Annotated in this window: 9 protein-coding genes; all 9 read left to right on the forward strand. The window is 71.3% G+C overall.

Annotated features, from left to right (window positions below):
* Window positions 1-47 precede the first annotated feature (47 nt).
* Window positions 48-1,805, forward strand: a complete 1,758-nt coding sequence (locus ACWDVB_RS36605; protein ID WP_451516533.1) for an ABC transporter transmembrane domain-containing protein — start codon at window positions 48-50, stop codon at window positions 1,803-1,805.
* Window positions 1,802-3,541, forward strand: coding sequence for an ABC transporter ATP-binding protein (locus ACWDVB_RS36610; RefSeq protein ID WP_451516532.1), 1,740 nt, complete (start codon window positions 1,802-1,804; stop codon window positions 3,539-3,541). The genes ACWDVB_RS36605 and ACWDVB_RS36610 overlap by 4 nt, the downstream gene beginning before the upstream one ends.
* Window positions 3,542-3,592: 51 nt before the next feature.
* Window positions 3,593-4,354, forward strand: coding sequence for a class I SAM-dependent methyltransferase (locus tag ACWDVB_RS36615; RefSeq protein ID WP_451516531.1), 762 nt, complete (start codon window positions 3,593-3,595; stop codon window positions 4,352-4,354).
* Window positions 4,355-4,419: 65 nt separating this feature from the next.
* Window positions 4,420-5,097 (forward strand): StsF protein, encoded by a 678-nt coding sequence (locus ACWDVB_RS36620; protein WP_451516530.1) that lies wholly within the window; start codon window positions 4,420-4,422, stop codon window positions 5,095-5,097.
* The gene (locus ACWDVB_RS36625; protein ID WP_451516529.1) at window positions 5,098-6,087 is read left to right on the forward strand and encodes a phosphotransferase family protein; all 990 of its coding nucleotides are present in this window, start codon (window positions 5,098-5,100) and stop codon (window positions 6,085-6,087) included. It abuts the gene before it with no gap.
* A gap of 122 nt (window positions 6,088-6,209) precedes the next feature.
* Window positions 6,210-7,685 (forward strand): glycosyltransferase family 39 protein, encoded by a 1,476-nt coding sequence (locus ACWDVB_RS36630; protein WP_451516528.1) that lies wholly within the window; start codon window positions 6,210-6,212, stop codon window positions 7,683-7,685.
* 26 nt (window positions 7,686-7,711) lie between these two features.
* Window positions 7,712-8,980 carry a glycosyltransferase 87 family protein gene (locus ACWDVB_RS36635; RefSeq protein WP_451516527.1) on the forward strand — a complete coding sequence of 423 codons (1,269 nt, stop codon included), beginning with the start codon at window positions 7,712-7,714 and terminating at the stop codon, window positions 8,978-8,980.
* A gap of 258 nt (window positions 8,981-9,238) precedes the next feature.
* Window positions 9,239-16,135, forward strand: coding sequence for a SpvB/TcaC N-terminal domain-containing protein (locus tag ACWDVB_RS36640; RefSeq protein ID WP_451516526.1), 6,897 nt, complete (start codon window positions 9,239-9,241; stop codon window positions 16,133-16,135).
* A gap of 57 nt (window positions 16,136-16,192) precedes the next feature.
* Window positions 16,193-23,188: neuraminidase-like domain-containing protein (locus tag ACWDVB_RS36645; RefSeq protein WP_451612031.1), on the forward strand; the 6,996-nt coding region annotated here is incomplete at its 3' end.

A 23,188-nucleotide genomic window follows, 5' to 3' on the forward strand; every position in this document is an offset into this window, starting at 1 on the left:
GTGCCGCCGGTTGACGCCGTGTCCGAGGCCTTCGGTATCCTCGCGCAATGCGCCCGTTACCTGCCGGAGACCCTGGAAATCCCGATATCCGCTCGGCGACACGGTATTTGCTGTGGCTCGCGGGCCGCATCGTCTGGCCCCTGAGCGCCGCCGCGTTCTGCGGCATTCTGTGGCTGGGGTCGCAGGCGCTCATGCCGGTGGTCATCCGGGAGGCCATCGACGAGGGACTGGTGCCCGGTGACATGCGCACCGTCCTGTCCTGGGCGGCCGTCCTGCTCGGCCTCGGCGTCGTGCAAGCCGTTTCCGGCACCGTCCGCCGACGCCTCAACATGTACAACTCGCTCTCCGCGGGCTTCCACACGGTGCAACTCGTCGTCCGCCAGGCCCACCTGCTCGGCTCCACGCTGGAACGGCGCGTGGACGAGGGAGAACTGGTCAGCGTCGGCACCTCGGACATGAACGCCCTGGGCCACGCCTTCGACATCGTCGGCCGCACCGTCGGCGCCGTGGTCTCCGTCGTCCTCGTCGCCGTCGTCCTGCTCGACCAGTCCGCCACACTCGGCATGATGCTGATCATCGCGGTGCCCGCCATCGTCCTCGCCATGGGCTACACGCTGCGGCCCCTGCACCGCCGGCAGAGCGCCTACCGTGACCTGCAGGGCGAGATGACCTCCCGGCTCACCGACATGGTCGCGGGGCTGCGCGTGCTGCGGGGCGTCGGCGGAGAGCTGTCGTTCGCCCGCTCCTACCGCGAACGCTCGCAGCGGGTGCGCACGGCCGGCTCCCAGGTGGCCGGGGCGGAGGCCCTCATCCGCAGCGCTCAGGTGCTGCTGCCCGGGCTGCTGGTCGGCACGGTCACCTGGATCGGCGCGCGAGCGGCCGTCGCCGGTGACGTTACCCCCGGCGAACTGGTCGCCTTCTACGCCTACGCCGCCTTCCTCGTGGAGCCGCTCGGCACCTTCACCGAGACCGCCGACCGGTTCGCTCGCGCCCATGTGGCCGCCCGGCGCGCGGTGACCCTGCTCGCCATGGAGCCCAAGTCCGGCCGCCGGACGGACACCGGCCCTGTGGACACCCCGATCGATGAACTCACCGACGAGACCTCCGGCTTCACGGTCACCTCCGGCACCCTTCATGTCGTGGTCGCACCGCCGGCCGACGGCGTGCGGCTCGCCGACCGCCTCGGCGGGTACACCGACGCCCCCGTCCGCCTGGACGGCAGGCTCCTCACCGGCCTGCCGCCCGACGAGGTCCGCCGCCACATCCTGGTCGTCGACAACCGCTCCCGCCTCTTCCGCGGCCCCCTGCGTACCGCGCTCGACCCGCACGGAACCGCCGACGACGCCGCTCTCGCCCGGGCCCTGCGAGTGGCCTCCGCGGAAGACGTCGTCGCACTGCTGCCCGACGGCCTCGACACCGAGATCACAGCCGACGGCCGCCGCTTCTCCGGAGGTCAGCGGCAACGCCTCGTCCTCGCCCGGGCCCTGCTGACCGACCCCGACGTACTGATCGTCGTCGACCCCACATCGGCGGTCGACGCGCACACCGAGGACGTCATCGTGCGACGCCTGCGCACCGCACGGGCCGGCCGCACCACCGTCCTGGTCAGCGCGAGCCCGCTGCTGCTCGACCACGCCGACCAGGTGTCCTTCCTGCGGGAGGGCCGCGTCGTCGCGACCGGGACCCACCGCGAACTGCTCGCCGCCGACGCCGACTACCGCCTGGTCATCCAGCGGGAAACCGGCGAGACGGAGCCCGTGCCCACACCGTCCATCACGCTCGCGACCCGAGGGAGCGGCGAATGACCGGGACACAGCTACCGGTGGCCGACACCGCGGAGGTGCGGGCGCACGGCCTGGCGCTGGCCCGCCGCCACCGCGGCGACCTGGCCTGGATGCTGGTGCTGCACGGGCTGGCCGCGGTCTGCGGCCTGACAGGGCCCTGGCTGATCGGACGCCTCCTGGACGAGGTCGTCGACAGCACGACGCTGAGCACCGTGAACTACATCGGCCTCGGCCTGCTCCTGTCACTGCTGACGCAGGCGGTCCTGACCTACTGGGCGGTCCAACGCTCCTGCCGGTTCGGCGAGAAGGTCACCGCCGAGGTCCGTGAGGACTTCGTCGACCGGATCGTCCGCCTGCCCCTGTCCACCGTGGAGGACGCGGAGCCCGGAGACCTCATCACCCGGGCCTCCCGCGACACCGACGCGCTCACCAACACCGTGCGCTACGCGGTACCCGAAACGCTGATCGCGGTGATGACCTGCCTGTTCACCTTCACCGCCCTGCTGCTGGTCGGTCCGCTCACCGCCCTGCCCAGCTTCCTCGTCGTCCCGCTGCTGTGGGTCGGCACCCGCTGGTACCTGCGCCGTTCCGGCGCCAGCTACCGGCGGCGCGGCGCCAGCTACACGGCGCTGGGCGACAGCCTCGCCGAGACGGTGCCCGGCGCCCGTACGGTCGAGGCCCTGCGGCTGCGGACATGGCGCAGCCGTGCCCTGGACCGTGACCTCGGGACGGCCTACGCGGCGGAGCGGCACACCATGTGGCTGCGCAGCTCCTGGTATCTGCTGGTCGAGTTCAGCTACGCCGTGCCCGTAGCGGCGACTCTCGTTGTCGGTGGCCTGCTCTATACGCGGGACCTCGCCACCCTCGGCCAGGTCGTCGCGTCCACGCTCTACGTACGCCAGCTGATCTTCCCGCTCGACGACGTGCTGAGCTGGATGGACGAGCTCCAGATCGGCTCCGCCTCCCTGGCCCGGGTGCTCGGCGTCAGCAAGCTGTCGGCCGACCACGGGCCCACCGGCGCACACCCCGCCGACCGGCAGCTCACCGCCCGCCAGGTCACCTACGCCTACCTTCCGGGCCACGACATCCTGAAGGGCGTGGACCTGGACCTCGCTCCCGGCGAGCGGCTGGCCGTGGTCGGCCCCTCCGGCTCCGGGAAGTCCACTCTCGGCAAGCTCATGGCGGGCATCTACGCCCCCGGCTCCGGCAGCGTCGAACTCGGCGGGATACGGCTGGTGGAGCTGAGCACCGATGAGCTCCGGCGCCGGATCGCGCTGGTCACCCAGGAGCACCACATCTTCCGCGGCACTCTCCAGGAGAACGTCACCCTGGCCCGGCCCGCGGCTCAGGAGGAGGTCCGGCACGCCCTGGAGGCAGTGGGCGCGGCACCCTGGGCAGCCGAACTGCCCGACGGCCTCGACACCGTGGTGGGCTCCGCGGGCCATCCGCTGACCGCGGCCCAAGCCCAACAGATCGCCCTGGCACGGCTGGTGCTCGCCGACCCGCACACCGTCATCCTGGACGAGGCCACCGCGCTCCTGGACCCGGCCACCGCGCGCCACACCGAACGCGCTCTGGCCGCCGTACTGCGCGGCCGGACCGTCATCGCCATCGCGCACCGTCTGCACACCGCCCAGGACGCCGACCGGATCGCCGTGGTGGACAACGGCCGCATCCGGGAACTCGGCAGCCATCACGAACTGCTCGCGGCGAACGGCGCGTACGCCGAACTGTGGCGAGCCTGGCACAGCGACTGAAGTAATTTCCGTCGTTGCCCAAAAACGCGATCAGGTCCTAGCCTGTAAATCATGAATTCCAGGCAACCGCATGTGGACTGGGACATCCTTTTCGGGCAGGACTACGACCACTTCGACCTCCCCGACTTCACTCCCGAACTGAACGAACGGGAAGTGGCGAGCATGGTGAAACTGGGTGGATTGGAACCCGGTATGGCCCTGCTCGACGCGCCCTGCGGACACGGCCGACACGCCAACGTGCTGGCCGCGCAAGGATATTCGGTGGTCGGGATCGACCGGGACGAACGGTTTCTCGCCATGGCCGCCGACGAGGCGGCGACGATGGGTGTCGGCGTCGACTACCGCCACATCGATCTACGGGAGATGTCCTTCGACGCGGAATTCGACGCCGCCGTGTCCTGGTACAGCTCGTTCGGATATTTCGACGACGAAACCGACCGGGACATCCTCCACCGCTATCGACGCGCATTGCGCCCCGGTGGCCATTTCCTGCTCGACATGCACTCACCGTACCGGCACATACCGAGCATCCTCGCCAACCATGAGATGCACGTCGACGTGCTCCGCCGCGGCGAGGACATGGCCATCGACATCCAGGAACTGGACGCCGTGGCAAGCCGCTACTACGCGGAGAAGATCACCATCCGGGACTCGGTCGTGGACCGCGCGCGCTACAGCGTCCGCATGTTCACCGCCCCCGAGATCCTCGAATGGTTCCGCACAGCAGGCTTCTCCGAGGCACGCGTGATGGACGAGGACGGCGGCACCTTCACCGTCAGCAGCCGTCGCCTGGTCGTGCGCGGCACCGCCTGAGGCCCCGGCCCCGCGCCAGTAGCACCCTCCCACGCGCGTCCGCCTTTCCAGGAAAGAGGGGTCCCATGGTCGCCCACACCGACCGGCTCGTGGCCACGTTCGACACAGACCGCTCCGTACACTCCATCGAAAGCCTCCGCTCCCACTACACCGCGCACCGCTGCGCCCAGATGCCGCAGATCGCCGACGTCACCGCGCTGCGCCCCGCGGCACGCGCGGCCTACGAGGAACTGCGCGACGAACCCGTCCTGGACGCGCAGGAGCACACCGACGACGACGGCGCACTCGGATACGGCTTCCGCCTCTTGCGCATCGACGCCAAGTCCGACTCCCCGGCACACTCCGCGCGGATCACCACCGTCTTCCGCGAGCACGGACTGCTCGACTGGTCCGAGCAGGCGGCCACCCGGCTCATCCCGCTCGTGAACCAGATCACCGACCGGCAGCTGCGGTTCGAGCGGATGTTCCTGCTGGCCTATCGGGAAGGTGACTACATCGGCCCGCACGGCGCCGAGCACGACACCGACCTGGACCGCTTCAACCTCCAGTTCCCGCTCTGCTACGACACCGTCGGCTCCATGCGCATCCTGCGCCAGGGCTTCCTGGAGCCGATGTACGACCGCGACGGCGACGCCAGGCTTCTCGGCCCCCGCATGTGGCACGAGGTCCCGCCGTTGCTCCGGCTGCCGGGCAGCGCCGACCCACTGCGTCTGGTCGTCTCGCTGCGGCTGAGGGCGGACTGAGTGCTGGACAGCGAACGCACCGCCGCCCGCAGGACCGCGGACATCGCCTCCGTCGCGGCCGAAGTCTTCCAGCGCCACGGCATCGACTTCTCGCAGACCCGTCGCGCCGGCGGCCGGACGAACGCCACCTGGCTGGGCGGCGGACTGGCGGTGCGGGTCGCCGGGGCCGCGGGCTCCGGCGACCTGAGCCGGGAGGCCGAACTGGCCACCGTACTGCCACCGGAGGTCGGCTACCCACGCGTCCTGGCCACCGGCACCACCCGCGGCTTCCAGTGGGTGGCCGGCACCGAGATCGCCGCGGGCAGCCTGGACGACGCATGGTCCGCCCTGGACTGGGACCGGCGCATCGACGCCACCCGGCAACTGTGGGCCAGAGCGACAGCGGTGCACGGCGTCGACACGGCCGAGGCCGCACCACTCGCCCGCCCCCGCAACCCCTTCTACGCCTCCTCCCTCGACGAGGCCAAGGCCGGCCTGCTGCGCCTGCGCGCCGCAGACGTGCTCACCGACGACGAACTCCACTGCCTGTGCCGCGCCCTCGAACGGCACTGGGCCGCACTGCCGGACGCCGCACCCGTCCTCAACCACGGTGATCTCTCCCCGGTCAACGCCCTGTGGGACGGCACCGAGGTGGTCTCGCTGCTCGACTTCGAGTTCGCCGTGCTCGCGCCGGTCCAGCTGGACCTCAACGAACTCGTCAAACTCGCCTTCGCGCCACCGGAGTTCGGCTCCACGGTGAGCGCACGCGACGAGGCGGGCCGCCGCCGGCTGCAGACCGCGGTGACCGGCCTCGCCCGCCCCCTCCTGCGCACCGCGGCCGATGCGGACCTCCTCATCGGTCACTCCATCCAGCTGGAGACGTGGGGGCTGGAGAGGGAACTGGCCAAACCCGGCCGGGAGGCGTTCCGGACCTGGGAGCCGTACCGGATGCTCACCGCCCTCGCGGACGGCGGCGGCTACTACACACCACTCCTGCGGGCGAGAGCATGACCGTTCTGCCCGATGATGTCCCGCGGCTCTCCCGTGTGCTGCCCGCAGCCGGCCGGTCCCGGACGCGCCCGCGGCCGACGTCGCCCTCGGGGAACGGGACCGCTCCGCTCGCGCGCCTACCGGTGTTCGCCATCGCGTCCTCGACCGCGCTCCTGCTGTTCGTGTGCGCCGGGCGCTACGGCTACGACGGTGACGAGCTGTACTTCATCATCGCCGGCCGCCATCTGGACTGGGGATACGCCGACCAGCCCCCTGGAGTGCCGGTGCTGGCGCTGCTGGCCGACACGCTCGCCCCCGGGGAGCTGCGGGTGTTGCGCCTGCCCGCGATCCTGGCGACAGCGACCGGGATCGTGCTGGCCGCGCTGCTCGCCCGGGAGCTCGGCGCGGACCGGCGGGCACAGTGGCTGACCGCGGCCGCCTACGCGTCGGCTTTCGCGGCGTTCGGGCGCCCGCTGTCCACCATGGTCTTCGACATCCCCCTGTGGACTCTGCTGAGCTGGCTGCTCGTGCGCTGGGTGCGGACGCACCACGACGGTGCGGGGCGAGACAGGCTGCTGCTCGCCGCGGGCACTGTCGTCATGGTGGCCACTCAGGTCAAGTTCCAGATCATCGTGTTCTGCCTGGCCCTGCTGGCGGCCGTGGTGCTGTGCGGACCCCGCGCACTGCTCGCCCGGCCGCTGCTGTGGGCGGCGGCGGGCCTGGCCGCGCTATCGGCCGTGCCGACGCTGATCTGGCAACAGCGATCCGGCTGGCCGCAGCTGCGGATGGCCGAGGCGATCGCCGCGGAGGTGTCGCAGATCGACGGGGTGGGAGCCAATCTGGTGCTGATGCTCCTGGGCCTGGGACCGGTGTTCGGTCTGGTGCTGGGCCTGTACGGACTCGGCCGGCTGCTCGCCGCCAGGGAGCTGCGCGCCTACCGCTTCCTCGCCGTGGCCGCCGTACTGGTGACCGGGTTCGTCGTCCTGAGCGGCGGGCGCGCCTACTACATCTACGGTGTGTTCCCGGCGCTGTGGGCGGCGGGCGCCGTCGGTTTCCAGCGGCGGCGACAGGCGCGCCGCGCCGCGGGCGGCCGCCGCGTGGACCGTCGGGTGTATGCCGTCCTCGCGGTGTCGGCGCTGTGGCCGCTGGCGGACCTGCCGTTGCAGCCGCAGGAGTCGTATGCCGACCGACCGTCCCACCGCTTCGATAAACGTTCCGAGATCGGCTGGCCGCAGCTGGCCGACCAGGTGGGTGAGATCTATCACCGGCTGCCTGCCGACCGACGCGACCGCACGGTGATCATGTCCGACGACTACTGGGTGGCCTCCGCACTGGCGTACTTCGGCCCCGACCGCCGGCTGCCACCGGTGCACAGCGGTTCTCGGGGCTACTGGTTCTTCGGCGCACCCGACGCCGACCGGACCACGCTGATCTATGTCGGCGACCCCGAACCCGAGGTCCGTGCGCATTTCGGCGCGGTGCGGCAGGTCGCCACAGTGGACAACGGGCTGGGCATCGACACCGACTATCAGGGCCGCCCTATATGGCTGATTGGTCGTCAGAAGGGAGCGTGGTCACAGATCTGGCCCGATGTCCGACGCCTGAACCAACTCTCCTGACAGGGACTCACCCCGAGGGGCTCACCGTGAAGTCACGACACATCCGGCCGACCCCGCGGGCGGTCGGCCGCTCCCTCCTTGCTGTCACCTGTGGTCTCTTCGGGCTCGTGAGCATGGTGCTCGCGATGCACGCCGACTCGGTCGATCTGGAGGTCTACCGAGCAGGTGGCGAGGCGGCGCTGAGTGGACGGCACCTCTACGACGAGCCTGTGTGGCACGATTTCCGCTTCACCTATCCACCCTTCGCAGCCCTGGTCTTCACTCCGCTGTCCCTGCTGAGCGCGGAGACCGCCAGGATTCTCGTGGTGCTGCTGAACACCTGCCTGCTGGTGTTCATCGTGGCGCGGTCCTGGCGTTCGCTCGGACCGGCGAGGCCACCCTTCCTGGCCCCCGCGGTGATCACGGTCGCCGGTGCCTCGTTCGCGCTCGAATCGGTGCACAGCAACTTCATCGACGGTCAGATCAATCTGCTGCTGGTCGCCCTGGTCCTGGCCGACCTGACAGGGCGCCCGGAGCATCCGGCCCGCGGTGTGGGCGTGGGGCTCGCGGCCGCGCTGAAGCTCACCCCTTTGATCTTCGTCGCGTACCTGCTCCTGACGCGGAAGTACAGACAGGCCGCTGTGGCGTCGGCCTGCGCGGCAGCCACCGTCCTGGTGAGCTTCCTGTTGGTGCCCGCCTCCGCGGCCGACTACTGGCTGCGGGGCATGTTCGCCGATCTGAGCCGGATCCACGTCGATCCGATGTCGAGGCACAACCAGTCACTGCGCGGACTCCTGCTGAAGAACGGTGTCCCGGCGACGCCTGCCCTGTGGCTGTGGCTCGTGCTCGGCGCCATGATCGGCGTCGTGGCACTGATACTCGCCGCGCGGGCGGCACGACGCGGGGAGCTTCTGCTGGGTGCCGCCCTGTGCGGCCTGTGCGCGGCAGCGGTCTCCCCCTGGTCCTGGGGGCACCACTGGGTTTGGCTGGTGCCGCTCGGGGTGTATCTGGTGTCCACGGTGCGAGACCCCGACCGGCGCGGCCGCTGGGCGCCCACGCTGATCCTCCTCATGTGCGCGCTCCCCGGCGTGCTGGCCCTGGCCGACCCGATGGACGACGACGCGACACCGGTGCTGGCGGACGGACCACTCGCTTTCGTGCTCGCCAACCTCTACATGCTCATCTTCCTGACCGTACTGGCCGCCGCCACCGTGGACCTCCGCGCCCGCCCCACTCCGGCAAGCGGGCCTCCAACGGAACGCGTGTCAAGGGGAGTTGGCCACCTTCACTCTTTCGACGGGTATACGTCCCGCTGAGCGGATCCGCCCTCGCATTCTCGGCGGTCACTGACGAGGATTGTCCGGGGATCGCGCCAAGCGCAGGGGAATCGGGGAGCCGTGTCCGCGAACAGCAGAGTCGATGACCGCACTTCCCGTAGTTCCGAGACCGCCTCCGGCCTGCCCTCCGGCTTACCCTCCGACCTGCCCTCCGGGCAGGCCGAGCGCACACCCTTGTCGCCGGGCCGGGATCTGCCGTCGCTGTCCTTGCCCACAGCCGGGGGTGCTCTGCGCGGGATGGGGGAGAAGTTCGCCGCCAATCCGGTCACCGGAACCGCGACCGTCTCGGTGCAGCTTCCCCTCACATCGGTGCGTGGCGCCGAGCCCGCCCTGTCGCTCGGTTACGACTCCGGGGCCGGCAACTCGCCCTGGGGTCTTGGCTGGTCGCTCGGCGTGCCGTCCATCGTGCGGGGGACCGACAAGGGGCTCCCGCGCTATCTGGACACAGACGTCTTCCAGCTGTCGGGCGCCGAAGACCTGGTCCCCGCAGCCGTGCCGCCGCCCCGGTCCGACGGCGCCTACGAGATCACCGCCTACCGCCCCCGCACCGAGGGCGCGTTCGTGCGCGTCGAACAGTGGCGGCACCGCACCACCGGCGAGCTGCACTGGCGCGTCACCTCGACGGACAATGTCATCGGCGTGTACGGCCGCGACCCCGAGGCGCGCATCGCCGACCCCGCCGACCCGGCGCACCGCGTGTTCAGCTGGCTGCTCCAGGAGACGTCCGACGACCGAGGGAACCTCACCCGCTACGAGTACAAGAGCGAGGACCGGGCCGGCGTCGACACCGCGGCGCCCGAGGAGCGCAACCGTTCACACATCGCCAACCGCTACCTCAAGCGCGTCCGCTACGGAAACGTCGAGCCCGGTGTGGCCGCCGACTTCTGCTTCGAAGTCGTCTTCGACTACGGCGAGCACGACGAACACGAGCCCACGCCGGACGAGGCCCGCCCGTGGCCCGTGCGCGGAGATCCGTTCTCCACCCGCCGACCGGCCTTTGAAGTCCGTACGTACCGGCTGTGCCGCCGGGTACTGATGTTCCACCGGATCCCCGAACTCGGGCCCGACCCCCAGCTCGTGACCGCCGTACTGCTCGGCCACGACGAGCACCCCGCGGCCACCAGGCTCGTACGCCTCACCCATCGCGGCTATGTGCCCGCGCGACGAGGCCGAGGCCATGACCATGCCGACCTGCCCGCCCTCACCTTCGGCTACACGGAGCGCACCGTCTCCGGCACGGCCGGAACCCTGACCTCCGAGGACGGCGCCGTCCGGCTCGACGGGCCCTACCGATGGGCCGACCTCGACGGCGAGGGGATCGCCGGCGTCCTCTGCGAACAAGGCGACGCCTGGTACTACCGGCGCAATCTCGGCGGCGGGCGGTTCGGACCGCCGCGCGCCGTCGACCCGCTGCCCGCAGGAGCCGGCGGACGGCAGCTGCTCGACCTCGACGGCGACGGACGCCCCGCCGTCGCCGACCTCGGCGGCGTCCACCCGGGCTACCACGAGCGCACGGCGGAGCGTGGCTGGGCCGACTTCGCGGCCTTCAGCCGCTTGCCGACGCTCGACTGGAACGACGCCGATCTGCGGTTCGTCGATCTGACCGGTGACGGTCTCGCCGATGTCCTCGTCACCGCCGACGACGGTCTGACCTGGTATCCGTCCGAAGGCCCCGACGGGTTCGGCGACAGCGAGACGGTCGCTGCGGGGAGCGATGAGGAACGCGGTCCGCGGCTGCTGTTCGCGGACCCCGAGCAGAGCGTCCACCTGGCGGACATGACCGGCGACGGGCTGACCGACCTGGTGCGGATCGGCAACGGCGAGATCGCGTACTGGCCGAGTCTCGGCCGCGGGCGCTTCGGGCCGAAGACCACCATGTCCGGCGCTCCCGTGTTCGACCACCCGGACCGCTTCGACCAGCGGCGGATCCGGCTCGCCGACATCGACGGCAGCGCCCCCACCGACATCCTGTACCTGGGGCCGGACGGGGTCCGGCTGTGGTTCAACCAGGCAGGCAACTCCTTCGGCCCGCCCGAAGTCCTGGACGGCGTCCGCCACCCCGACGTCTCCTCCACCACCGTCGCCGACGTGCTGGGCCGGGGCACAGCCTGCCTCGTCGTCCCCGAGCCCCGCCCCGACGGCGAGCCCCAGGTGCGGTACATCGACCTGATGGCCGACGGCAAGCCACATCTGATGAATCGCGTGGAGAACGGAACGGGCGCGCGGACCACCGTCCGGTACGCGTCCTCCACCGACTTCTACCTCGCCGACGAGGCGGCCGCAGACCCCTGGCTGACCCGGCTGCCGTTCCCCGTCCAAGTGATCGCCGCGACCGTCGCGCACGACAGCGTCGCCTGCACCGCCGTGCACGCCACCTACCGCTACCGGCACGGCTATTTCGACGGCGTCGAGCGCGAGTTCCGCGGCTTCGGGTACGTCGAGCAGCGCGACGCCCTGACCACCTCCACCGGCGAGCTCCATCAGCCGCCGGCCGTGGTCAAGCGATGGCAGCACCTCGGCTGGTGCCCGAGCCGGAACCGGCTCGGGACACCGTACGCGGACGAGTACGGCGGCCCACCGCTGCTCCCGGGTGCCCAACTGCCGGCCGGGCTCACTCCGGCCGAGGAACACGAGGCCGCGCGGGCGCTGCGCGGACAGCCGCTGCGCACGGAGACCTACGCGGAGGACGGCACGCCGAAGGAGCACCTCTCGTACCACATCGTCGAGTCGAGCCCCCGGCTGCGCCTCGTCCAACCCAGGGGCACGGCCCGCCATGCCGTGCTGTACGTCCACCCGGGCGAGACCCTGACCGTGTACACCGAGCGCCAAGTGGACGACCCACGCACCGTCCACGAACTCACTCTCGACGTCGACGCGTGGGGCAACGTGCTCCGCACCGCGCGGATCGCCTACCCGCGCAAGTCACCCGCCGACGCGGAACAGGGCCGGTTGAGGATCTCCGTGGGGGAGCGGACGGTCGCCAACGTGACCGATGCGGCGGACCGTTGGCGGATCGGCGTGCCCGTCGAGAGCCGTGACTACGAGATCGGGGGCTTGGCCCCCGAGGTCCCCGGTGAGCCGTTCGCCGTGGAGCACCTCCTCACCGGTCTGACCCAGGCCGCCCGCCACGAGGTTCCCTACCACGAGGAGCTGTCCCTCCTCGAACCGCAGCACCGACTCGTCGCCCGCACCCTCATCACGTACACGTCCGACGACTTGAGCGATGAGCTTCCGCTCGGCGTCACCGGGCTGCGCGCCCTGCCCTGGCGCAGCTACCGGCTCGCCCTGGGGCCCGGCCAGACGGCGGCCCTGTACGGCGACCGGGTCACCGACGCCGACCTGCGCGAGGCCGGGTATGCCCGGCGGGCGGAAGGGCCCGGATGGTGGGCGCCGTCCGCGCGGCAGGTGCCCGACGCCGGGGAGTTCTACCTGCCGACGCTGTACGTCGATCCGTTCGACGCCGAGTGGGAGACCGAGTACGACCCTCACCACCTGATGCCGGTACGGGTTTACGACCCGCTCCGCAACACGGTCGAGGCCCGTCCGCACTACCGCGTGCTGCGCCCGTGGCTGCTGACCGACCCCAACGGCAACCGCAGTGCGGTGCGCTTCGACGCGCTCGGGATGGTCGTCGCGACCGCCGTCATGGGCAAGGAGGGCAGTACCGACGGCGACGTGCTCGACACCGGCACCACGGAGGCGGCCGACGGCGACGATCCGACCGCCACCGTGGCATACGACCTGCGGCAGGTGCCCGTACGGTTCCACACCCGCGCCCGCGAGCGGCACCGCGATCCCGGCTCGCCCTGGCAGGACACCTGGAGTTACCTCGACGGGTCCGGTCGCGTCATGCTGAGCAAGGTGCGGGCCGAACCGGCGCGAGGGCAGAGCGCCGAGCGCTGGATCGGCACCGGGCGCACGGTCTGGGACAACAAGGGCAACCCTGTCAAGCAGTACGAACCCTACTTCGCACCCGACAGCGGCTTCGACACCGAGGACGAACTGGTCCGGCGCGGCGTCACCGCCCTCCTGCGCTACGACCCGCTGGGCCGGCTGGTGGGCACGGACTTCCCCGACGGCACCCGGTCCGAGGTGGTCTTCGACGCGTGGGAGCAGCAGGACCGGGACCGCAACGACACAGTGCGGGACAGCCGTTGGTATGCCGAGCGGGCCGGGCTGCCCGACAGCGACCCGCAAGGCAGGGCCGCGCGGCAGACGCTGGCGCACGCGGACACGGCCACCGAGACCCGCTTCGACACCCTCGGCCGGCCGCACCTCGTCGTGCGGGACAACGGATCCGGGCAGCGCCTCACCACCGAGGCGCTCCGCGACATCCAGGGCCACGAGCGCGCGGTCGTCGACGCCCGCGGCGTCACCGTCCTCGCCCAGGACTTCGACATGCTGGGCCATCCCGCGCACACCGCCGCCGCCGATGCGGGCGAGCGGTGGAGCCTGGTCGACGTGGCCGGCGAACCGGTGCGCGGCTGGGACGGCCGGGGAAGCCTGCTGTGGTGGTCCTACGACGCGCTGCGGCGACCCCTGGCCTCCAGCGCCGCCGCGCCGGGGGAGCGGACCGAGCGGACCCGAGTGCGCTACTACTACGGTGAGGCCCTGGCCGACGGCAGGGCGCGCAACCTCCTCACCCGTTGCTGCCTGGTCTTCGACGGGGCCGGGGCGTTGCGCACCGAGGCCGTCGACTTCAAGGGCAACACGCTGGCCGGCGAGCGCCGGCTGCCGGCCGACGCGACGGCCGAGCCCGACTGGGCCCGGCTGACCCGAGTGACCGACCCCACGGCGGCCCTCCCGCTCGCCGCCCCGCTTCTGGAGGCGGCCACCCACCGGTCAGCGACCACGTACGACGCCCTCAACCGGCCCACTCTGATCACCTGCCCGGACGGCAGCCGTACGGCTCCGGCGTACAACGCGGCCGGTCAGCTGGAGCGGGTGGAGGCCAAGGCGCGCTCCGGCACATGGACCGACATCGTGCGGGACATCGACTACAACGAGCGCGGTCAGCGGACGAGGATCGAGCTCGGCTGCGGGGCGGTCACGGCCTTCGCGTACGAACGGGAGACCTTCCGGCTGGCCACCGCACACACCGCGGCGGCCGACGGCACGGCGTGGCAGCGACTCGCGTACGCCTACGACCCGGTGGGCCATGCCGTCGTCGTCGACGACCCGTCCCAGGACACCGTCTTCTTCCGGAACACCGCCGTCGGCGCGCGCCGGGCGTATGTCTATGACCCGGTGTACCGGCTGGTGTCGGCGACCGGGCGCGAACACATCGGGCAGACGGCCCAACCGGGCCCGGCCGACGCGCCGTTCGCGCCGCTGCCGCACGCCAACGACAGCTCCGCGCTGCGCCCGTACACGCAGACGTACGACTACGACGACGCCGGCAACATCCGCACGGTGACCCACCGGGCGAGCACCGGCAGCTGGACCCGACGACACGACACCGCACCCGACAGCAACCGCCTGCTCGGCAACAGCCTGCCCGGCGATCCGGAGGGCACATACAGCGCCCGCTACCCGCACGACACCCACGGCAACATCACGGCGATGCCGCATCTGGCCGTACTCGACTGGGACGTGGAGAACCGGCTCACGCACGCGGACCTCGGGGGCGGCGGCCACGCGTACTACCAGTACGACCACACGGGCCGGCGGGTGCGCGCCACCGTCCGGCAGGGCGGGACGACACAGACGCGGACCTACCTGGGGATGTGTGAACGCTATGCCCATGTCGCGGGCGGGCGGACGGTGGAGGAACGCGAGACGCTGCACGCCACCGACGGCACCCGGCGGGTGGCTCTGCTGGAGACGGTCACGGTCCGCGAGGGCCGTCCGGTGCCGGCGCCCACGCCCGTCGTCCGCTACCAGCTCGCCGACCATCTGGGCAGCTCGGCCGTGGAGATCGACCAGGCCGGAGCGGTGCTGTCCTACGAGGAGTACCACCCGTACGGCACGACGTCCTTCCACGCGAAGACCGGCGCGGCCGGCCGCAAACGGTACCGCTTCACCGGGAAGGAGCGGGACGAGGAGACAGGCTTTACCTACCATGGGGCGCGGTATTACGCGCCGTGGCTGGGGCGGTGGGTGAGCCCCGATCCGGCGGGGCTGGTCGACGGGCCGAACCGGTATGTGTACGCGAGCGATCGCCCCACGGTCATGGTCGACCCGAGCGGACTCGAGGACACCAAGCCCAACGGGCCGGACACCATCCTCAACCCACGCTCCCGGTCCAAACCCGTCGCGGACTTCCTCAGCAGCGTCGCCACGAACGCCAAGAAGGACCCGGGCACCTACATGGCGGCCCTCGACACCGTCCGGGACTTCTACGTCCGGCACGAGCACACCAAGAACCTCGTCACCTACGACATCGACACACAAGGACTGACGGCAGCAGGGGTCTCGGCCGAGGACATCAGCGAACTCAACAGGGTCTTCACCGAAACCGGCTTCGCCCCCGTCGGCAGGAACGCGGGCGGCGCGTTGATCGACGACGGCACCGGGAACGCCCTGCTGCTCCGCGACGTGACCGCGGAGGAGGCGGACCAGGCCCAGGACGCGTTCCTGGCACAGCACCAGGCGAAGGCGAGGGCACAGGCCGCCGAGCTGATCTGGTCGTTGCTCGGCGCCATGGCCGGGGTGCAGCGGGAGAAGCTGCGCTTCCAGTCCGTGGGCCCGCAGAGCCGGCTCGTCCGTTGGGGGCAGGGCAACGACGTCCAGGGCCGGGACGTCGAGGAAGCGACCCGGAACATCCACGCCGGTACGAAGCTCAACGGCAACCGCAAGGACATCGACCGCGTCGTCTACGGCCCGGGCGGAGAGAACGCCCCGGCCAAGGAGATCGGACAGACCAAGTCCCTCGACTTCACCCGTCCTTCCTACACCGCCAACCCCGGGCGCATCAGAACCAGAGTCGTCGGCGCGGCGGGCAACCTGGCCACGGTCAACGGCGAACTGGTGGGCAGCGTCCCCAAGGTCCGTGTCGACGCCTCCACCGCGCGGGTCCTGGACGTGGCGACGCCCGACAAGCCGATGACCCCGGAGCAACTACGGGCGTTCGAGGAGGCGGCCGAACTGGCTGCGGGAATCGACGTGGTCGTCAGGTACCTGCGGCTGAGGTAGCCGCGTACCCGTACGACCCGGCGCCCGTCCCGACGGAACCGATGGGGAAGAAGACACATGTCCGTCCCGCACACCAACGCCACCCAGCCAGAGCAGCCCGCAGCGCACACCCTCACCGGCACGGTGACCCGCCACGACGGATCGCCCGCCGCTGGTGCCGTGGTGACCGTCGCCTGGCGGCGGCTGCGGTCCGAGGCACCGGCCGGACAGGTCACCACCGGCCCCGACGGCACGTACCGCCATGCCTATCCGGCTCCGGACACCCCCGCGGACCTCGTCGTCCGCGCCTCCCGGCCGCGCCCCGGCGGGGGCGAGCTGACCGCGGAACTGCTGCGCACCGCCCCCCGGCCACGCGAGCGCGTGGACCTGACGCTGCCCGCGGACGGCACCACGGAGTACGAACGGCTGCTGGCCGAGCTCACCCCGCTGCTCGACGGCACGGCGCTCTCGGAGCTCACCCAGAGCGGCGACCGGCAGGACCTCGGCTTCCTGGCGCGGGCCACGGGCCGCAACACGGCGCAGATCGGCTACGCGGCCACCGCCGCCCGGCACGCCGCCGCCACAGGACTGCCCGCCGAGCACTTCTACGCGCTGCTCCGGTTCGGTCTGCCGCCCGCACTGCCCGCACTGGCGCGCACCTCGCCGGCCGGTCTGCGCGCCGCGCTGCTCGCCGCCGCCGACGCGGGGGTGACCGGCGCCGCCGACCCGGCCGACCTCGACGCCTTCGCACACGGGCTGCGGGACCAGGAGGTGGCCGCGGTCACCGCGCCCGACCCGGCGTCGGCGGACCCGGTCGCCGAGCTGTTCGCACTCGCCGTTCCGGACGCGGACCGCAGAGCCGAGGTGTACCGGGCCTACCTGGACCGCTCGGACGCGGCGGGTTTCTGGGCCGCGCTGCCGCCCGCCGAGGCGGACCGGCTGCGGCTCACGCTCCGCCTCGGCTCGGCGACCGGCAACAATGTGCCCCTCGTCAAGACGCTGCTGGACCGGTTCGACGCCGGTGAGCTCGGTCACCCGGGCGAGCTGGCCCGCCTCCGCGGGGCGGACTGGGCGGCGCTGGCCGCCGAGACGGGCGTGCCGCGGAGCTGCCGGAGCGCCTTCGCACTCGGCGAGGACATCGAGGGACCGTACGGCGAACTCGTGGCCGGGCTCGTCGCCCAGGCCCACCCCACCGCCCACCTCGCGCACGGCCTCGCCGCCGAGACCGCCGACTCCCCGGCCGCGGCCTTCCTCGCCGACCACCCCGACTTCGACCTCACGACCACGCGCGTCGACGCCGCCACGGTGGCGGACGGGGCCGCGCGCGAGGAACTGGCCGGCCTCCAGCGCCTCGCCGTGCTCAGCCCGCGGTACGACGTGGTGAAGGCCCTGCGAGACCACGGCTTCGACTCGGCGCACGCGGTGGCGAAGGCGGGCCGGGACTCCTTCGTGCGGCACTTCGCGGACGCCCTCGGCGAGGAGCGCGCGCGGGCCGTCCACGCCCGCGCCGCGCAGGTACACGGGGCCGCGGCCACCCTCGTCGCCGATCTGCGCACCGCGGCCCACTTCGACCTGCCCTGGCTGTCCTCGCCGACGGCGTCCGCCACGCTCGCCGCCCAGATTCCCGACTGGGAGGAACTGTTCGGCTCCCCCGACTACTGCGCCTGCTCCGACTGCCGGTCCGTGCACGGCCAGGCCGCGTACTTCGTCGATCTGCTGCTCTCGCTGCGCGACATCGGTATCGAGGGCGACCCCGAGCCCCCCGGCGGTGAGGGCCACGTCGCCAACGCGCTGTACCGGCGTCGGCCCGACCTCTGGGACACCGAGCTGACCTGCGACAACACCAACCTCCAGCTGCCGTACGCGGACCTGGTGAGCGAGCTGCTCGAAGACGCCGTCTCGCCCACGCACATCCCCGCCCGCCGACGGCAGACCAGCGGCGACCCGGCCCAACTGCGCGCCCAGCCGCAGCACGTCAACGCAGGCGCCTACGAGGTGCTGCGCACAGCCGTGTACCCGTTCGTTCTGCCCTTCGACCTGTGGGGTGAGCAGACCCGCGTCTGCCTCACCCACCTCGGTGTCCGCCGTGACGCGCTGCTGGCCGCCCTGCGACCCGCCACCGCGACCGGGACAGCCGTGGCCGTCGAACGCATCGGCCTGCCACCGGTGGGCGGGCGAATCATCGCGGGCGAGCCGCTCACCCCCGGGCGCACGCTCGCCGAGTTCTACGGCCGGCCCGCCACCACCGCACCCGACGACCTGGTGGAAGAGCTGACCGTGGTTCGGCGGATGCTGGACGCCACGGGACTGGTCTACGCCGACCTGCTCGCGGTCCTCGACACCCGCTTCGTCAACCCGCGCGCCACGATCCGGATGGGCGCCGGCGACGGCGGGTCGCCCTGCGACACCAACAACCTGTATCTGAGGGGCCTGGACGCCGCGGCACTCGACCGTCTCCACCGCTTCGTCCGCCTCCAGCGGGCGCTCGACTGGCCGGTCCTCGACCTCGACCACGTCGTGATGTCCGCCAACAACCAGGGCCGTCTCGACACCACCACCCTGCGCAGTGCCGTCGCCGTCCAGCGGCTCGCCGAGCGGCTGCGGCTGACCCGCGAACAGGCCCTGGTCTTCTACGGCCCCCTGCCCACCCACCGCTACACCACGGGCGACCGTCCCGCGCTGTACGACCGGCTGTTCCTCGACCCCTCCGTCGTCCAACTGGAGCCGGGACAGACGAGCCCGTTCGCACTGAACCAGGAGCGCACCGAGCTCGCGGTGATCGGTGATCTGCTCGCCCCGGCCGGCACCTCTGCCCTGCTCGCCGTCCTGGAGGTCACCGACACCGAACTCGCCGAGCTGGTCACCGGCCCCCGCTCCGTGACCCCGAACCGGCTCCTGACCCTGGCGAACCTGTCCGCCCTGTACCGGACCGTGACCCTTGCCCGCGCCCTGGACCTGCCCATCGCCGACCTGCTCCGGCTGATCGAGCTCTACGGCAGCGGCGGCCCGTTCCCCATCCCGCCGGACCAGTTCAACGGCGGCGAACCCGACCTGCGCTCCGGCGTACCGATGCGGCACCCGGCCCACCCTCTGCTGCCGGCCCGCGTCGGCGGCGACGAACCGGAACTCCTCACCGGCAGACTCCTGACCCGGCCAGGCCACCCCGACGCTCCCGTCGCCGCGCTGCCCCCGGTCGACGCGCTGGTCTTCGCCACCGAGCGGTTCCTCGACGCGGTCGACGCGCTCACCGCACGCGGCTTCACCGTGCCCGAGGTGGACGCGGCACTCACCGCCTCCGTACCCGCCCACGAGGGCCCGATCCCGGACGCGGACGCGCAGTCCGCCACCCTCACCGCCCTGCGCGCCGCACTCCAGACCGTCCACGAGCAGACCGCGAAGACCAGCGACGACAAGGGCGAGCTGACCAAGAAGCACCTGGCCCTGCTCGGCTGGGACACCGGGCTCGTGCAGCAGGCCGTCTCCACCCTGCTGGGAACCGTCCAGTACGCCGTGACCGTGCACGGCGTACCCGACGGGCTGTTCCAGCTCACCGGCATGCCCGTGCGGTACGACGGCGAGAGCCGGCTACTGGTGTTCACCGGCCCGATGACCAACGTCGAGCGGGACACCCTGAACCGGCTGCCCGGCGCCACCGACACCTGGCGCGCCGCTGTGGAGACCCTCTACCAGGAACCCCGCACCTTCACCGCGACCCGGATGAAGGCACTGCGCCCGCCGCTGTACACCGTGCCCCTCGCCGTCGAACCGCCCCTGCTGAAGCTGCCGGTCGAGCTCGCCGGCACGGTCTTCTACGACGTGACCCGCGGGGCGCTGTGCTCACGGGCCTATCTGCCGCCCGACGACTTCGCCGCGGTCCGCGCCGCCTGGGACGACGACGCCTACCGGCAGGCGGTCGACGCTCTGGGACGCGTGCAGGACGAGCCTCCCGCGCCCGGCGAGGGCTTTGTCACCGCGGCCGACCGGCGGACGCTGTTCGACGCGCGGACCTCGCCCGCGGCCCGCTTCAAGCTGGTACTGGAGCGGCTCAACCCGTATCTGCGCCGCCGGCTCAGCGAGACCACCGTCAAGCAGCAGGTGGGCCAGGCCGCCGGACTGGACACCGCCGTCGCGGACGTCCTCCTCGGCGTCTGGCTGCGCTCGCCGTCGAAGCCGACCGCGCTGCAGGACTTCCTCGCGCCCCGCTTCGTCGGCAGCGACCCCGCGGTGGAGGTCGCCCCGCAGGGCTTCCCTGAGCAGTTCACCACCCTGACGCTGGTGCACCGCGTGGCGCTCGTACTGTCCCGGCTGTCGGTGACCGCCGAGGAGATCCCGTGGGTCTTCGGGTACGCGGCGAGCGCCGGCTGGCTGGACCTCAACACCCTGCCGACCACCGCCCTGCCCGGCCCGTCGCCGCTGTTCGCCCGGTTCGTGCGGCTGCTGGGGCTGGCGCGGCTGCGCGACCGCGTCCCCGGCCACGCCCGGACGCTCCGCGCGGTCTTCACCGCCGCCCGCGTCCCCGGCACCACGGCGGCGGACGTCACCGCCGAACTCGTCCGTCAGACGGGGTGGGACCCGGCCGATCTCGACGTGCTCACCGGCGACGGCTGGCTGGGACTGACCGCCCCCGCCGACTTCTACGGCGAGGAGGGCCTGCTGCAGCTGCTGTCGGCGATCGCCCTCGTCCACCGGCTCGGGGTGTCGGCGGAGCGGGCCGCCGCCTGGCTGCCCGCGGACGTCGACGCGGAGGCGGCGCAGTCGGCGTGGCAGGCGGCCAAGGCCCGGCACGGCCTGCGCGACTGGCCCGCGGTCGGCGGAGCGCTGCGGGACAGGCTGCGCGAGAAGCAGCGGGTGGCGCTCGTCGGTCATCTCATCGCCAACCCCCGCCGCGACAGCACCGGACAGCCGCGCTGGCACGACACCAACACCCTCTTCGACTACTTCCTGATCGACGTGGAGATGGGCCCCGCCCAGCTCACCACGCGCATCGCGCAGGCGATCTTCAGCGTGCAGCTGTACATCCAGCGCATCCAGCTCAACCTGGAAGACGTGTTCATCTACCCGAACGCCGAGTACTGGAAGCGCTGGGAGTGGATGAAGGCGTACCGGCTGTGGGAGGCGAACCAGAAGGTCTTCCTCCACCCGGAGAACTACTTCGAGCCGGAGCTGCGGATCGGCAAGTCGCCGCAGTTCGCGGAGCTGGAGAACGAGTTGATGCAGAAGGAGGTCACCGAGGCCAACGTCGAGAAGGCCTTCGTGCACTATCTGGAGAAGCTCGACGACATCGCCCACCTCAGGCCCGTCGGCTCGTACTGCCACGTCAGGCCCGACGGGGAGACCCTGTACGTCTTCGCCCGCACGGACGCCTCCCCGGGCAGTTACCACTTCCGGCGGTGGGAGAACCGCACCACGTGGTCGCCGTGGGAGAAGGTCGACCTCGACTTCGACACCGACATGATCGTGCCGATCGTGTGGAACGGCCATCTGTACGTGTTCTGGGCCTCGCTGACCGAACAGCAGGTCAAGGACAAGTTCAAGATCGGGGAGGGCGCGGAGATGCCGCCCGACCCGATGACGTACTGGAAGGTCCAGCTCAACTGGAGCCGGTACGCGGACGGCGGCTGGGAGGCCAAGAAGATCGCCGACGGGGCGCTGGAGACCGACATCAAAATGGGAATCCCGGCAGCCGCCAACATCTACAAGTACGTGCTGTTGCCGGAGATCGACGGCCCGTCCGGGGACCTGCTGCTCTGGCTGGTCTACAGCGACACGGGATACAACCCGAACCCCACCCACCACATCTCGGGGAACTTCCGCTTCAGTCTGCGCCGCAACAGCGTCTACATCGACCCCATGGCGCTGCGCCCCAGGGAGACGTACACCGGGCCCCCGCCGGCGATCGACACCCTCTTCGCCGATGTGTACTACAACGAGCGCGTCGAGGACGAGATCCTCCCCGGGACCGCTTGGAGCCACATGTCGGTCTTCGACCCGACGTCGGACCCGCTCGACCCGAGGCAGATCTACCTCTTCCAGGCGACGCCCGGGCGACACCTCTACCGGCTGTACGAGTCGTACCAGTTCCGCGACCCCGCCCAGCGCTACCTGAAGTACTTCACCGACGGGACGCGCACCTACCTGATGGAGGGGCGCGACGTGCCGGGGGACCTCGCGGCCGGGCCCGGCGAGACGGCCGACGACGGGACGCTCGGCACGTGCGCGCTCGCCGCCGAGATGGCCACGGTGGTCAAGTTCCGGTTCCTGCCCTTCTACCACCCGCACACCAACGCGTTCCTGTACGAATACGCCCGCACCGGCCTCGCAGGCGTCTACGAGCGGAATCTCCAGCTGCACCCGGAGCGGTGGACCGGCCCCTTCGACTTCGCCTCGCCGGACATGTACAAGCCGTATACGGAGGACAAGGACCGCATCATCCGGCCGTACCCGGGCGAGCCCGTGGAGTTCGCGCTGGGCGACGCCTACGCCGAGTACAACTGGGAACTGTTCTTCCATGTGCCGCTGCTCATCGCCGAGCGGCTCTCCGCCAACCAGCGCTTCGACGAGGCGCTGAAGTGGTTCCACCGCATCTTCGATCCCACGAACCGGGACTCCGAGGCCGAACGGCCGCAGCGCTTCTGGATCACCAAGCCGTTCTTCGAGGCGGGCGCGGACACCTACTACCAGCAGCGCATCGAGCGGATCCTGGAGAAGACCGCGCTCGGCGACGACGAGACTCTCAAGGCCGTCAGGAACTGGCTGCGCAACCCCTTCCAGCCGGACGCCGTAGCACGCACCCGGACCACCGCCTATCAGAAGGCCGTGGTGATGAAGTACCTGGACAACCTGATCGCGTGGGCCGACCAGCTGTTCCGCCAGGACACCCTGGAGACGATCAACCAGGCCACCCAGCTGTACGTCCTCGCCGCCGAGCTGCTCGGCCGGCGTCCGCAGGAGATCACCCGAGGTGTCCCCGCGCCGCAGAGCTACCGCGAACCTTGCCATGGAGCGCCTATGAGCATCAGCCATGCCCCGCCGCCGCATGACTCAGCCGATATTTCCGGTATATCCAAGACATCG

The sequence above is a fragment of the Streptomyces sp. NPDC003379 genome (assembly GCF_053589195.1).

Bases quoted from the DNA above. Each gene is read 5' to 3' on its own strand.
- ACWDVB_RS36605 (WP_451516533.1), top strand. From the start codon at position 48: ATGCGCCCGTTACCTGCCGGAGACCCTGGAAATCCCGATATCCGCTCG.
- ACWDVB_RS36610 (WP_451516532.1), top strand. From the start codon at position 1,802: ATGACCGGGACACAGCTACCGGTGGCCGACACCGCGGAGGTGCGGGCG.
- ACWDVB_RS36615 (WP_451516531.1), top strand. From the start codon at position 3,593: ATGAATTCCAGGCAACCGCATGTGGACTGGGACATCCTTTTCGGGCAG.
- ACWDVB_RS36620 (WP_451516530.1), top strand. From the start codon at position 4,420: ATGGTCGCCCACACCGACCGGCTCGTGGCCACGTTCGACACAGACCGC.
- ACWDVB_RS36640 (WP_451516526.1), top strand. From the start codon at position 9,239: ATGGGGGAGAAGTTCGCCGCCAATCCGGTCACCGGAACCGCGACCGTC.